The organism is Methylobacterium sp. WL120, from assembly GCF_008039465.1.
Taxonomy (GTDB): domain Bacteria; phylum Pseudomonadota; class Alphaproteobacteria; order Rhizobiales; family Beijerinckiaceae; genus Methylobacterium; species Methylobacterium cerastii.
Window position 1 is genome coordinate 1 of record NZ_VRUT01000001.1, and the last position, 13,947, is coordinate 13,947.

The 13,947-nt window shown below is 67.8% G+C and carries 13 protein-coding genes and 1 pseudogene; 9 read left to right on the forward strand and 5 right to left on the reverse strand.

What is annotated here, in order from left to right:
- Positions 1-122: 122 nt before the first annotated feature.
- Both FV229_RS00005 and FV229_RS00010 read left to right on the forward strand, forming a co-directional pair.
- Positions 123-443: pseudogene (locus tag FV229_RS00005) on the forward strand (sigma factor-like helix-turn-helix DNA-binding protein); the annotation flags it as partial.
- 143 nt (positions 444-586) lie between these two features.
- Positions 587-925, forward strand: coding sequence for a hypothetical protein (locus tag FV229_RS00010; RefSeq protein WP_147749975.1), 339 nt, complete (start codon positions 587-589; stop codon positions 923-925).
- A gap of 476 nt (positions 926-1,401) precedes the next feature.
- Here the strand turns inward: FV229_RS00010 and arsH are convergent, their stop codons facing one another.
- Positions 1,402-2,154 (reverse strand): arsenical resistance protein ArsH, encoded by a 753-nt coding sequence (gene arsH / locus FV229_RS00015; RefSeq protein WP_147749976.1) that lies wholly within the window; start codon positions 2,152-2,154, stop codon positions 1,402-1,404.
- A 47-nt stretch (positions 2,155-2,201) separates the two neighbouring features.
- Here arsH and FV229_RS00020 point away from each other — a divergent pair, with 47 nt between their 5' ends.
- The 3 genes from FV229_RS00020 (at position 2,202) to FV229_RS00030 (ending at position 4,305) form a co-directional block, all read left to right on the forward strand.
- Positions 2,202-2,549, forward strand: coding sequence for a metalloregulator ArsR/SmtB family transcription factor (locus tag FV229_RS00020; RefSeq protein ID WP_147749977.1), 348 nt, complete (start codon positions 2,202-2,204; stop codon positions 2,547-2,549).
- Positions 2,549-2,947: an arsenate reductase (glutaredoxin) gene (arsC, locus tag FV229_RS00025; protein ID WP_147749978.1), complete on the forward strand. Its 399-nt coding sequence runs from the start codon at positions 2,549-2,551 to the stop codon at positions 2,945-2,947. The genes FV229_RS00020 and arsC overlap by 1 nt, the downstream gene beginning before the upstream one ends.
- 62 nt (positions 2,948-3,009) lie before the next feature.
- Positions 3,010-4,305: an arsenic transporter gene (locus FV229_RS00030; RefSeq protein ID WP_147749979.1), complete on the forward strand. Its 1,296-nt coding sequence runs from the start codon at positions 3,010-3,012 to the stop codon at positions 4,303-4,305.
- A 119-nt stretch (positions 4,306-4,424) separates the two neighbouring features.
- Here the strand turns inward: FV229_RS00030 and FV229_RS00035 are convergent, their stop codons facing one another.
- The 4 genes from FV229_RS00035 to FV229_RS00050 all read right to left on the reverse strand — a co-directional run bounded on the left by FV229_RS00035 (position 4,425) and on the right by FV229_RS00050 (position 9,716).
- Entirely contained in the window at positions 4,425-4,634 is a 210-nt protein-coding gene (locus FV229_RS00035) for a hypothetical protein (RefSeq protein WP_147749980.1), read from the reverse strand.
- 202 nt (positions 4,635-4,836) lie between these two features.
- A complete protein-coding gene (locus FV229_RS00040) occupies positions 4,837-5,199 on the reverse strand; it encodes a hypothetical protein (RefSeq protein WP_246687988.1) in 363 nt (120 codons plus the stop codon).
- Positions 5,168-8,305 carry a CusA/CzcA family heavy metal efflux RND transporter gene (locus tag FV229_RS00045; protein ID WP_147749981.1) on the reverse strand — a complete coding sequence of 1,046 codons (3,138 nt, stop codon included), beginning with the start codon at positions 8,303-8,305 and terminating at the stop codon, positions 5,168-5,170. The genes FV229_RS00040 and FV229_RS00045 overlap by 32 nt, the downstream gene beginning before the upstream one ends.
- Before the next feature lie 7 nt (positions 8,306-8,312).
- Positions 8,313-9,716 (reverse strand): efflux RND transporter periplasmic adaptor subunit, encoded by a 1,404-nt coding sequence (locus tag FV229_RS00050; RefSeq protein WP_246687989.1) that lies wholly within the window; start codon positions 9,714-9,716, stop codon positions 8,313-8,315.
- 152 nt (positions 9,717-9,868) lie between these two features.
- On the opposite strand from FV229_RS00050, the gene FV229_RS00055 reads away from it, so the two are divergent.
- From FV229_RS00055 to FV229_RS00075, 4 genes are all read left to right on the forward strand, one after another.
- Entirely contained in the window at positions 9,869-10,546 is a 678-nt protein-coding gene (locus FV229_RS00055) for a response regulator transcription factor (RefSeq protein ID WP_147749982.1), read from the forward strand.
- On the forward strand, positions 10,539-11,921 hold the full coding sequence (locus FV229_RS00060; protein WP_147749983.1) for an ATP-binding protein: 1,383 nt from the start codon (positions 10,539-10,541) through the stop codon (positions 11,919-11,921). The genes FV229_RS00055 and FV229_RS00060 overlap by 8 nt, the downstream gene beginning before the upstream one ends.
- A gap of 233 nt (positions 11,922-12,154) precedes the next feature.
- A complete protein-coding gene (locus tag FV229_RS00065) occupies positions 12,155-12,967 on the forward strand; it encodes a DNA starvation/stationary phase protection protein (RefSeq protein WP_147749984.1) in 813 nt (270 codons plus the stop codon).
- A gap of 388 nt (positions 12,968-13,355) precedes the next feature.
- Positions 13,356-13,943 carry a cytochrome b/b6 domain-containing protein gene (locus FV229_RS00075; RefSeq protein WP_147749986.1) on the forward strand — a complete coding sequence of 196 codons (588 nt, stop codon included), beginning with the start codon at positions 13,356-13,358 and terminating at the stop codon, positions 13,941-13,943.
- Positions 13,944-13,947: the final 4 nt, after the last annotated feature.

Consider the following 13,947-nt stretch of genomic DNA (forward strand, 5'->3'; position numbering starts at 1 on the left):
TTCATGCCAGCCTTCTCCGCTTGGCCGGCTGCGCTCGCCAGACCAGCTCCGCCGGCCAAGCTACCCGTGGCGGAGCGGCCCACCGTGCACTAACTTTACCCTTGGACCACCTCGTGGGGGCCGATCAGTTCTACACCGACATGCGCAAGCGGAAGCGCGAGGTCGAGGACGCCGATGGCGTTCACGCCAGCAAGCTTACGGCGCTCCCCGATCAGGAAGGCGTCGTGAACCTTCGAAGGCTTCGTGAAACGCTCGACCGTATCCCGGAGGCGCAACGTTCGGCGCTGCTGCTGGTCGGCGCGGAAGGCTACACCTACGAGGAGGCCGCCGAGCGGCTCCAATGCGCGGTCGGAACGGTGAAGAGCCGGGTCAGCCGGGCACGGGCATATCTATCCGAGACGCTCGGGCTCGGCGGCCTGGACAACGCGAACGTCGCCGCTTGACCCGGCCGTCAGGGCGTTGCGCTTGGGCGGGATCGACCGGCACCCTCATGTGGGAAGTTTCGGCAACGCGCCGAGGTGTGGCGGTTATGGCATCGACGCATCGCGAAAACCTCTCCTTGCTCTGAGGCGAGAGGATTTTACGAATGAACAGAGTCGCCGCCGTGCTGCTGCTAATCTCCGTGGGTCTCGGTGCCTGCCAGGGAACGACGTCTACGTCTCTGCCTACCGCCGCGATGCAGGAGGACCTGACACGGCTTAAGGCCGACCGGGATGCCCGTCGCATCTCCTACACCGAGTGGGCCGAGCGGACCCGGGCGGCTGCGCGCTCCACCGTTCCCCTCAGCCAGGAACAGGAGGCGGCGATGGAATATCGCACGCAGCTAGCCCGACGGGTCGATGCGGGCGATCTCACCGAGGCTCAGTTCGACCAGGAGAGCGCTCGTACGCTGCAGCGGCTGAAGGGCGGCAGGACCTCTTCCTGATCCGCATGTTCCGCGGCAGGCTTCTTCAGCTTGGTCGTGATCACCGGGCACCACGATGACGATCTCGATTTGAAGCCGTTCCCCGCGGTTTCGCGGGCATGAGCGGCTTCGGCACGACTGCTCATGAGGTCGGGGCGACCGGCAAGGGTCCTAACCCGCAAGGGAGGGCTCGATTACCCGATGGCGCGGCACCTGCGATGGCTACCTGGCCGCGATGGCCAGCGACAGGAAGTAGGCGAAGTAAACAAGCATCATGACGGCAGCGACACCGTCGAGGAGGTAGGACGGTACCTTCCGGTATGGGCCATCCTGGTGCCGAGGGCGGTCGCCTCAGTCATCGTCGATGTCGGGGGCGTGATCGTCCAGGCCTCGGCATGCCCATCCCGGGGCGCAATGGATCGGTCGCGTCACCAGACCCATACCGGGCCCGTCGATCCGACGTCATGCCAGCGATGTCCTGGCCCAGTCCGGAGCGATCACGCGGGTCGCTTCACGAACCCGATGTCGGCGGCCACGGACTTAAACCGCTCGGGCTCGCGCTCCTTCCGCTCGGAGTAGCGGTTGACGAGATAGTCGGCCCGCTCCCGGGTCAGGAGGGTGAACCGGAACAGTTCCTCGCAGACGTCGACGACTCGGTCGTAGAGCGGCCCAGGGTTCATCCGGCCGTCCTCGTCGAACTCCTTGTAGGCCATCGGGACCGAGGACTGGTTCGGGATGGTGATCATCCGCATCCAGCGCCCGAGCACGCGCAGGCCGTTGACCGCGTTGAACGACTGCGAACCGCCGGAGACCTGCATCACCGCCAGGGTCCGGCCCTGCGTCGGGCGCACCGATCCTTCCGACAGGGGGAGCCAGTCGATCTGGCTCTTGATGACCCCGGTCATGGCACCGTGCCGCTCGGGGCTGACCCAGACGTGGCCCTCCGACCAGATCGAGAGGTTCCGGAGTTCCTGAACCTTGGGGTGATCGGCCGTGGCGTCGTCGGGCAGCGGCAAGCCGCGCGCGTCGTAGATCCGCACCTCGCCGCCCATCGCCTCCAGCAAGCGCGCGGCCTCGTAGGCTAGGAAGCGGCTGAACGAGCGCTCCCGGAGCGACCCGTACAGGATCAGGAAACGCGGGGCATGGGTGAATGGCGTGGCCACCGCCAGGTCGGCGCTCGTCGGGACGACGAAGTGCCCCTCGCTCAGGTTCGGCATGCCATCGGCGAAGGGCTGTCGGGGCTTGTCCAAGACGTCTCATTCCTCTACGTTTCAACGATGGTTGAGATATTGACATCATGATGGACGAACGGCAAGCCGTCGCTGCCTTCGCGGCGCTCGGGCAGGAGCACCGCCTGCGGATCGTGCGCCAACTCGTCACCGCCGGACCTGACGGGATGGCGGCAGGCATGCTCGCCGAGGCAGTCGGGGTGTCCGGCACCAACCTGTCGTTCCACCTGAAGGAGCTGAGCCATTCCGGCCTGGTCACCTCTCGGCGCGAGGGCCGGTCGATCATCTACAGCGCCGCCTACCCGGACCTGTCGGAGCTCATCCAGTTCCTGATGAGCGACTGCTGCCAGGGCCGACCCGAGGTCTGCGGCCCGGCCATCGTCGCCCTATCCGCCTGCTGCGAGGGAACCGCCTGATGGACGTCGTGATCTACCACAACCCGGATTGCGGCACGTCCCGCAACACCCTGGCCCTAATCCGCAACGCCGGCATCGAGCCGCACGTGATCGAGTACCTCAAGACGCCGCCGAACCGCATCCTGGTCCGCCAACTCGCCGAGCGCGCCGGCGTCACGGTCCGAGATCTCCTGCGGGAGAAGGGGACGCCCTACGCCGAGTTCGGCCTCGCCGACACGTCCCTGTCGGACGACCGGCTTCTCGATGCCATCGAGGCACAACCGATCCTGTTGAACCGCCCGCTGGTTGTGAGCCCGAAGGGCGTCGCCCTCTGCCGACCGTCCGAGGCGGTCCTCGACCTCCTGCCGGCCCAGCAGGGCGAGTTCGTCAAGGAGGACGGCGAGCGCGTGGTCGACTAGCACGGGCGCCGCGTCGCCACCGCCTGATCGCTACACGTAATCAAGAACAAGAAACGGTCCCGATGCTCGCGCTCGCCATCTTCGTCGTCACCCTCGTCTTCGTCATCTGGCAGCCGAAGGGGTTCGGGATCGGATGGAGCGCCCTGATCGGAGCCGCGGTCGCGCTCGCCACCGGGGTCATCCACCCCGGGGACATCCCGGCGGTCTGGCACATTGTCTGGGACGCCACCTTCACCTTCGTCGCCCTGATCATCATTTCGCTTTTGCTCGACGAGGCGGGCTTCTTCCATTGGGCGGCCCTGCACATCGCCCGCTGGGGCGGGGGGCGGGGGCGCCTGCTGTTCCCGCTGGTGATCCTGCTCGGGGCCGCCATCGCGGCGGTGTTCGCCAATGACGGCGCGGCCCTGCTGCTCACCCCCATCGTTCTGGCCATCCTGCTGCGCCTCGACTTCAAGCCCGCAGCGGCCCTGGCCTTCATCGTCGCCTGCGGGTTCGTCGCCGACTCCACCAGCCTGCCCCTGGTGATCTCGAACCTCGTCAACATCGTCTCGGCGAACTTCTTCGACATCACCTTCAGCCGCTACGCCGCCGTGATGGTGCCGGTGAACCTCGTGTCTCTCGCCGCGACCCTGGTCGTGCTGTGGCTGTTCTACCGGCGCGACCTGCCGGCCACGTACCCGGTGGCCGAGCTCGAAGCGCCGCGGCACGCGATCAAGGACCCGCTGGTGTTCAAGGCGGCCTTCCCGCTCCTGGCCCTGCTGCTCGTGGCCTACTTCGTAACCGCGCCGTTCGGCGTGCCGGTCTCGGTGGTGACCTGCGCCGGCGCCCTCGTGCTGCTGGCGTTGGCCAATCGCAGCCGGGTCATCCCGATCCGCAAGGTGCTCGCCGGAGCTCCCTGGCAGATCGTCCTGTTCAGCCTCGGCATGTACCTCGTCGTCTACGGGCTGAAGAACGCCGGCCTGACCGATTACCTGGCTCAGGGGCTGACCTCGCTCTCGGGTCACGGACCGTTCGTAGCCACCATCGGCACGGGGGTCGCCGCCGCGATCCTGTCGTCGATCATGAACAACATGCCCAGCGTGCTGGTGGGCGCGCTTTCGATCCAGCAGGCCCCGGACCTGTCGCCCCTGATGCGGGAGCTGATGGTCTACGCCAACGTCATCGGCTGCGACCTCGGCCCGAAGTTTACGCCCATCGGGAGTCTGGCGACCCTGCTCTGGCTGCACGTCCTCGACACCAAGGGCCAGCGCATTACCTGGGGCCAGTACATGCGCGTCGGCTTGGTCATCACCCCGCCGGTCCTCCTGGTCAGCCTGGCGGCGCTGGCGCTCTGGCTGCCCGCGCTTGGTGCCGGGTAGCCATCCGATGGGCGCGGCGCGGCGCTGAGCCGTGATCTAGGACTTGGGAGTCATCCAAGTTCTCACCTTAAGCTCCTCTTGCCCGATGGGCGGGCGAAGGTGCCGGCGCGCCATTCCTTTCAATGGGCATCAGGCCCGGGTTTTGTACTCGACCGCGAGAGCGCACGTGCAAGGTCAACGACGCGTCGTCGGTCATCCGGGTCTTCGATGTCGAGCCAAGCGAGAACCAGTTCCCGCGCCCCGACCGTTTCGTGGCCGCGGCCTTGCGGGCCGCCATCGGCTAGCGCCGATGGATCGCAGCCGAGCAAATCCGCGATGCGCTTCAGCATCCCTCGCGTCCGTTCGGCCCTGTCGAGGCCGCCGTCATCATCCGTCGGCATACGCACCACTTTCCGCTAATGGTCATCACGGCGGCGGGGCGGTCGGCCCTTCGATGCAGGCGGCCGGGGACGCCATCGATAAGGGCTTCGTGAGCGCCTGCATGCCGAGCTTGGGGTGGCCGTTGCCCATCTGCCCGAACGATGGGGGGCCTTACGGCCGGACGACCATGGAAAACTTGGCGGCCAGCATCGCGCAGACCGCATCGTGGTGGCGCGTGGACCGTAGTCGTTCGAACTCCGTTACCCCCGATTGAACCTCCTCGGTGCCGCGGCGGCTGCCGAGGGCGTCGAAGCAGATGCGGGCCCGATCCACGATGGCCGGGTTGTATTCGGTGAAGCCACAAGCCGTCGAAGCCCTGCGCAGCAGGCCGTGCATCCTGAGGAAGCCGACGCAATCGACGTCGGCGGCGGTCGCGGATCGCAGGCCCGGTAACAGCAACATCACGGTAGCGAGGGCCGTCGCCGGCGCGACCCGAAGGCCCCTAGCCATCGGCGCCCGCCCGGCGACCGCCATGCGCCTCCAATTCCGGCTCGATATCACCGCGAGGTCGCCACGGAAGCCGGATATGCGCCAGGTACGGATAAACGGCCGGCAACACGACGAGGGTGAGGAGCGTCGCGGTGACGAGGCCACCGATCACCACCGTGGCCAGGGGACGCTGCACCTCGGCGCCGGCGCTGGTCGAAAGCGCCATCGGCAGGAACCCCAGTGCCGCGACCAGAGCCGTCATCAGGACAGGCCGCAGTCGCATCTCTGCGGCTCGAAAGGCTGCCTCGCGCGGGTCGAGGCCGACACGTTCGAGGTCGCGGATGTAGCTCGTCAGCACGACGCCGTTGAGGATGGCGATGCCGAAGGTGGCGATGAATCCGATCGCCGCCGAGATCGAGAACGGCAGCCCCCGCAGGTACAGGGCGACGATGCCGCCGGTCGCGGCGATGGGCACGTTCAGAAAGATCAGGCCCGCAAGCCGGATGTCCCCGAACATCACCACGAGGAGCACGAGGATCGCGGCCATGGCGGCTGGCACCACGACGGAGAGCCGGCTCGTGGCCTCCTGCAAGTTCTGGAACTGCCCGCTCCACTGCAGCGAGTACCGCGGCGGAAGGGGAACCTGCGCCTGGACCGCGGCTTGCGCGTCCCTCACGAAGCTCTGGACGTCGCGGCCGCGAACGTTGGCCTGGACCGAGATCCGGCGCTGGAGCTTCTCTCGACTGATCTGGGCCGGTCCCGTCGCCACGTCGACCGAGGCGACCAGCGAGAGCGGTACCAGCGCCTTTCCACTGCGCCCCACAGGCAGGTCGCGAATGCGGGCGATGTCGCTACGGTCGGCGGACTTCAGGCGGACCACGATGTCGGTGATGGAGTTGTCGTCGCCGTAGATCATGCCGGCGGTGCGCCCGCCGATGCTCTCCACCACGTCGAGGACGTCGCTGACGTTGACGCCGTAGCGGGCGGCCGCGGCCCGGTCGACCTGGATCGAGAGCGCCGGCATGCCGGCCTGGGCTTCGGCCTTCACGTCGGCCGCGCCCGAGACGCCTGAGACCGCGCGCACGATGGCGTCCGCCTTGTCCTTCAGCACCTTCAGGTCGTCGCCGTACAGGCTGATCGCCACGTCGCCGCGCACGCCCTCCAGCAGGTCGTCCATGCGCATCTGGATCGGCTGCGAGAACGCGTAGGACACCCCCGGCACCTCCGCCTGGAGGCGCTTGTCGAGGGCGGCGACGAGCCCCTCCTGGGTGGTCGCCGTCGTCCAGGTCGACGGGTCGGCCAGGGTGATGAAGCTATCGGTGGACTCTACGCCCATCGGGTCGGTGGGGATCTCGGCGCTGCCGGTCAGCGAGACGACCCGCTTCACCTCTGGGAAGCTTTTCAGGGTCCGCTCGATCCGGTGCATGACCTTGAGCGAGGCGTCGAGGTTGATGCCGGGCAGCTTCTCCGACGTGATGACGATGGAGCCTTCCGAGAGCTTGGGCAGGAACTCGCCCCCCAGGCGCGTCGCGAGCCAACAGCTTCCGGCAAAAAGGCCGAGCGTCACGAGGACGGTGAGGCTGGTGCGGCGCTCGGCGAGCCGAAGGACCGGCGTGTAGGCGCTTCGCGCCCAATGGACTAGGCGGGTCTCGCGTTCGCCGATGCCAGGGCCTGCCAGCACGATGGCGGCGAGCGCCGGCATCAGCGTCATCGTCAGGACCAGCGAGCCGGCGAGCGCCAGGATCACGGTGAGCGCCATCGGCCTGAACATCTTGCCCGCCACCCCTTCGAGGGCGAGGATGGGCAGGTAGACCATTATGATGATGGCCACCGCGAACAGGATCGGGCGCGCCACCTCGACGGTCGCCTTGCGGATGACCTCCTCGGCCGGACGCTCTGGGTGCTCCCCTCGGGCGCGCAGGACGTTCTCGATCATCACCACGGCGCCGTCGACGATGAGGCCAAAATCGATGGCGCCGAGGCTCATGAGGTTGCCCGACAGCCCGAACAGCCGCATCCCGGCGAACGCCATCAGCATGGACAGGGGGATGGCGGCCGCCACGACCAGGCCGGCCCGCAGGTTGCCGAGCAGCAGGAGCAGGACGACGATGACGAGCACCGCCCCCTCCATGAGGTTGTGCTCCACCGTGCGGATGGTCCGCGCCACCAGGGTGCTGCGGTCGTAGTACGGCACGATCTCGACGCCCGGCGGCAACTGCGGGCGCAGGGCCTCGATCGTCTGCTTCACGGCCACGACCACGGCGCTGGCATTCTCGCCCTGCTGCATCATGGCGATGCCGACGACGGTCTCGCCCGCCGCATCGTGCGTCACGGCACCGAGACGCACCTTCGGGGCTTCCACCACCTCGCCCAGGGTCGCGACCGTCACCGGCACGCCGCCGGGGCCGGTGGTCACGACGATGTTGGCAAGGTCCTTCGTATCCCTGGCGAGCCCCAGGCCGCGGATGACCTCCTGCTGGTCGTTGTGCTCGATGTAGGCGCCGCCACGTGCGGCGTTGTTCTCGCCAAGCGCCGTGTAGACCTGAGCCATGGTCACGCCGTAGCGGTGCAGGCTCTCGGCGGCGATGCGGACCTCGTAGGTCGGCATCTGTCCGCCGTAGACGTTCACGTCGGCGATGCCGGGGGTCAGCTTGAGCTTCGGCGCGATGGTCCATTGCAGGATGCGCTTCAGCGCCATCGGCGAGTAGCCCGGCCCCCGCACCTCGAACTGGTAGATCTCGCCTAAGCCCGTCGCCATCGGCCCCATCTCGGGATCGCCGACGCCGGCCGGCATCATGGTCTTGGCCAATGGCAGACGCTGGAACACCTGCGAGCGCGCCTCGGTGATCGACATGGCGTCGTCGAAGGTGACGTAGACCGCGGAGACGCCGTAGCGCGAGGTCGAGCGGATGCCCGACAGGCCCGGCGCCCCGGCCATCGCGTTCTCGACGGGGAAGCTCACGAGGCGTTCGACCTCAAGCGGGCCGAGGCCCGGCGACAGGGTCAGGACCATCACCTGCTTGGGCGACACATCCGGGACCGCGTCGATGGACAGGCCTTCGAGGTTGACGATGCCGCCGACCGCCCCGGCGAGCGCCAGGATCACGACGAGCCAGCGGCGGCGGATGAGGAGGGCGAACCAAGCGTTCATGGCGGCCTTAGTCCGTCGAGCCGAGGAGCGCGCGCATCAGGATGGCCTTGAGGCCGAAGCTTCCCTGCGTCGCCACCGTCTCACCCGCCGCCACGCCGGACGTCACCTCGACCCAGTCGGCGCGCTGGATACCGAGCTTGAGGTCCCGCTTCTCGAAGCGGTCGTCGCCGGTCCGCACGAAGGCGATGGGACCGCCCTCGGTCTGCTGGATCGCCGCGGCCGGAACCGTGACGCCCTCGCGCCCGAGGTCGGCGGCGATCTCGACGGAGACGAACATGTTGGCGCGCAACGTCCCGTCCGGGTTCGCGATCTCGATGCGGGCGGGGGCAGTATTGGTCGTCGGGTCGATGGCCGCGTTGACCGAGCGTACCCGTCCCTCGAAGCGGGGATGGGCCGTTACCGGGGCCTCGATGGTCGCCCGGTCGCCGGCCTTCACAGTGGCGATGTCGTGGCCGTAGAGGTTGGCCAGGACCTGGATCTGCGAGGGGTCCGCCACCGTGAAGGCGTCGCGGTTGGTGTCGACCACCTCGCCCAGGGTGATCCCGGCTGCCGTGACCACGCCGTCGATGGGCGAGACGATGGCGCTGGTGCCGGGGGCCTGTCCGGGCGCGGGGGCGAGACGCTCGTATTGCGCGCGGTAGAGGTCGACCTGCGACTTGGCGGACAGGGTCGCGGCATGCGCCTTGGCGAGGTCGACCTGGCGCCGGTCGACCTCGGCCTGGGCGACGCCGCCGATCCGGACAAGGTCGCTGCCGCGTTTGAGATTGATCTCGGCGACCTTCTCCGTCGCCTGCGCCTCGCCGAGGCTGGCCTGCGCCGCGGCGAGGCCGTTGCGCGCATCGAGAACGCCGGAGGCATCGAGGGTGGCCAGCGTCTGGCCGGCCTTCACCCGGTCGCCGGGCTGCACCGAGAGGCTGAGAACCCGACCCGAGGTGCGGGGCTTCAGGCGGGTGACCCGACGCTCGTCGAAGGCGACCATGCCGGGGGTTCGTACGGGTAGGATGATCCGGCGGGTCTCGGATTGCCCGAAGGCCAGTCCGAGGCGGCCCTGGCCGTCGGCATCGAGCCGGACGACGTTGTCATCGGTCGGCTGCTCTGAGGCGGCAGGGGTCGTCGTCGGAGTATCTGGCGCCGCCGGCGCCAACCCGACCGTCTGGAGAAGCGGTTCGACATAAGGCCGGACAGCGTCGCGATACCACCAGCCGGCCAACCCGAGCGCGGCCAGACAAACGACCAAGACCCACCGCGAACGGAACCCGATCCTCGTGGATGCGGGACCGGGTGCCTCGGAGCCGATGGGTGTTTCCGTCGTGCCCGATGCAGCGGCATTCACCGATGCGCGTACCCCGCCACGGTCGACGATCTCGGCATCGCCGGTCCCGGGCATGTCGGTCTCCGCCTCCCTCAGCAAGATATCGGTCCAAACCAGATTAGAGCTATTCTAAGACATAGGGCGTGCGACCGCACCCGCCATTAAATTCGCGTTCACACTCGTGGTCCCGAGGCCGGCTCCGAACCACATCATGCAACGGGACAGGGGCGTAAGCCCGGGAGTGGACCGGGTTGGCGAAGCTGCTGCTGATCGAAGACGACGCCGCGACGGCCGAGGAGATCCTCGCCGACCTGCAGGGGCGTGGGCATGAGGTTGCATGGGCTGCTACCGGGCCCGCAGGCGCGGATGCGGCCCGTTCGGGGATCTGGAACGCCATCCTCCTAGACCGGATGCTTCCCGGCCTGGACGGGCTCACCCTGTTGCGTGACCTGCGCGCCGCCGGAGACCGGACGCCCGCACTCGTCCTGAGCGCGCTCGGCGACGTCGATGAGCGCATCCGCGGCCTGCGCGCCGGGGGGGACGACTACCTCGGCAAGCCCTTCGTCCTCGCCGAACTCGCGGCCCGGATCGAGGCCTTGCTGCGGCGGCCGACGGACTCCCGCGAGACGGTCCTCAGGGTCGGGACCTTGGAGCTCGACCTCATCGCCAGCACCGGTCGCAGGGGCGTGCGCGATCTCGACTTGCTGCCGCGCGAGCTCAAGCTGCTCGAATACCTCATGCGGCGGCCAGGGCAGGTCGTGACCCGGGCGATGATGTTCGAGGAAGTCTGGAACTATCGCTTCGCGCCTAAATCCAACCTCATCGACGTTCATGTCGGACGCCTGCGCAGGAAGCTTGAGGCCGAAGGCGAGCCGATGCTGATCCAGAACGTCCGGGGAGAGGGCTTCACCCTGACCCCCGATGTCTAGGCTCGTCCGTTCCTTCGCGTTCCGGTGGGCCCTGGGCATCGCCCTGTGGTCGACGCTCCTCTCGCTGCTGCTCTTCGCCTTCGTGTACTGGCAGACCGCGGCGTTCATGCAGGACGAGCTCGCCGAGGTCCTACGCCACGAGGCCCGGTACGCCGCCGGGGATACGGCCAAGGCAGCCACTCGCATCGAGACGTGGGTCAGCGAGGACCTGCACAGCGTCCACTTTGCCGGCCTGTTCGGTGCGGATGGCCGCAAGCTTACCGGCAACCTCGACGCCCGCCCACCGGAACTGCCCCTCGACGGCGAGGTCCACCGGATCGGCACGCAGGTGGCCATCGCGGGACGGCGCCTGCACGAGGAGCTCTGGTCGGCCGCCCGGTCCCTTGAGGACGGGACCGTGGTGGTCGTGGCCCACGATACCGACGAGATCGACCGCGCCAAGGCCACGGTGATCCGGGCGCTTGGCCTCGCCCTCGTCCCGACCCTGGCCTTCTCCATCCTCGGAGGCGTCCTGCTCGCCGGACGCGCCCGGCGACGCTTGGCATCCACGGAGGCGGCGGTCGCGCGGGTGATGCGGGGTGACCTGCGCCAGCGCCTGCCGGTCGGCGATGCCGGGGACGAGTTCGACCGTCTGGCACGGGACGTCAACGTAATGCTCGACGAGATCGAGCGCCTCATGGAGGAGGTGCGCGGGGTTGGCGACGCCGTCGCCCACGATCTCCGGACGCCGCTCACGCGCTTGAGGCTGCGTCTTGAGCGAGGCCGGGATCAAGCCCGCGACGTCGAGGACCTGCGGCAGGCGGTGGACCAAGGGCTGATCTGGATCGACCAGACGTTGGAGATGGTCACGGCGGTCCTGCGCATCGGCGAGATCGAGCACGGACGGCGCTGCGCCGCCTTCGGCCCGGTCGACCTAAAGCTCGTGGTGAGCGAGGCCGCGGAGTTGTTCGAACCCTTGGCCGACGAGAAGGGCATCGCCCTCGGCATCGGCATCGAGGAGGGAGCGTCTGCGGTCCGGGGCGACCGCAGCCTCATCTTCGAAGCAATCTCGAACCTCCTCGATAACGCGATCAAGTTCACCCCGACCGGGGGGCGCGTCGGTATCGGTCTCGCCTGGCGCGACGGCGTCGCTGTGGTGTCCGTAGAGGACACCGGTCCGGGCATCGCCGCAGGCGAACGCGACCACGTCTTCAAGCGCTTCTATCGTGCGGAACGTGCCAGGCAGACAGAGGGCAACGGGCTCGGCCTCGGCCTCGTCGCGGCCATCGCCAAGCTGCACGGATTTCCTCTCTCCGTTGGCGACGGTTCTCGCGGTGGATGTCGCTTCGAGATGGCATGCCCGACATCAGAGTGCCATGCGTCGGTCATGGGATGATCGACCAGCCTGCCTTCGAAAGCCGTCTCTAATCGAGCCCGGCCCCAAAGGTATCGCATCATGAGCGAAGGCCGCGGCTTCCAGGACGGATGCCACGTCCATCGCATCTCAGGCCATGACCAACCCGACCTTAAATTCGGTGTCATTTTCGAACGCTTCTAAACTGCGCTCGTTCTTGATGTACACATCGCCCGCCCCGGGCTTTGCCGCCTCCAAGGTCAAATCGGCACCTCATGAAGAACGCCCGTTTCCTCTCGGCCATGCTCCTCCTCGGCGCCCCCTTGCCGCTTCCCGTCCTCGCCAACGGAACGCCGACGGCCCCGAGCGCGATGAAGGCCCTCTCACGGATCGACCTCGCCCAGGCCGACCAGCCGACCGCCAAGAGCACCGACGACGTCCGCGGTTCCTCGCAGACCAAGACCACCAGCGCGCAGCCGGTCGGCGCCTTCCCGACCAACGAGATGACGACGCTTCCGGTCATCGGTCTCGACGGCGACGCGGACGCGATCAAGAAGGACGTCGCCGCCCTCCAGCAGACCCTGACCGAGCTGCAACAGCTCCAGCTCCAGACTAAGCAGGCGCACTGGAACGCCTCCGGCACCTTGTACTACCCGCTGCACCTGCTCCTACAGGAGCACTACGAGGGTTTGTCCAAGTACGCCGACACCATCGCGGAGCGCCTGCTCGCAGTGGGGGCCTCGGCCGACGGGCGCGCCAACACCATCGTGAAGACCTCCGGCGTTCCCGAGATCCCCGGTGGCTTCCTCGACGACGCCCAGATCCTGGTCTGGTTCACCAACGCCTACAAGCGGGTCGGTGAGGAGGTGAACGCGGCCATCAAGGCGACGGAACAGGTCGACCCGACCACCTCCAACCTCCTGCAAGAGGTCGAGCACGGCGTTGCCAAGTACCAGTGGCAGATGCGCGCCCAACTCCAGCGCACCAAGACCGACCCGAACACGGGCTGGGACCTCAACGACAACAAGCCGGTCGACCTGCAGGGTCAACAAGCGCCGAACGCGAGCGGTAGTTCGACCAAGCCCTGAGCCGTGTTGATGGCCCTGCACGTTTCCGGACAGGGCCATCGACCGCTCGCCCTTTCTCTAAAGATTGGAATAGCTCTAATCTGATTATGGGTTGCCTCGACGCATCACGGATCTGGCGTTCCCTCACTCCGGTGCAGCGGACCATGCTGCGTCGCCTGGAGCGTGAAGGGTCGCTTCGTTTCCCCGGACCGTGGGAAATGCGCACGGTGCGCTCCCTGCTCGAACGCGGGTTCATCAAGCCGGGACCGCGCCGTGGCAACGCTCCGGGCCTTTGGTCTCTCAGCGCCAAGGGGCGTCGCCTCCTGCCGCGCCGGTCGTCCGAAGCGGCTTTGGCATCGAGCCATGTCGTCCCATCCCATGCCTCAACGGCCGTAGCGGACATGCAGCGATGAGTTCGAGCACGAGACGCGCCACCGTCGCCGGAAATCCAGGCGCGTCGGCCTACGACCGGGGCACCATCGCCCTGCACTGGCTGACCGCCGGCCTCGTGTTGGTCCTTTGGCTGATCGGCACCTTCCGCGAAGACATCCTGCCAAAGGGGGCCGTGCGCTCCGGGATCTGGTCGGCTCACTTCGACCTAGGCTTCGTCCTCACCGCCGTCATCGTCGCGTTGCCGCTCTGGAGATGGTTCGGCGGCCGCCGGCTTCCCGTAGAGGATCCGGGCGCCCTGCACATCTTGGCCAAGACGACCCATGCCGCCCTGTACGCGCTGCTCTTCGTGATCGCAGGGCTCGGCATCGCGAACGCCCTCGTGCGCGGCGTCACCCTCGCTGGGCCGCTGGCGTTACCGGCCATCGGCGACCCGGAATGGCGCCGGCCATTGACCCACTGGCACGGGGTCGCCGCCATCATCCTGATGGCGCTGGCGCTGTTCCATGCCGCTGCCGCGCTGGTCCACCACTACCTTTGGCACGACAACATCCTGCGGCGCATCCTTCCGAGCCGTGCCGCACGGCTCACCTCGGAAAGACGTTGAACGC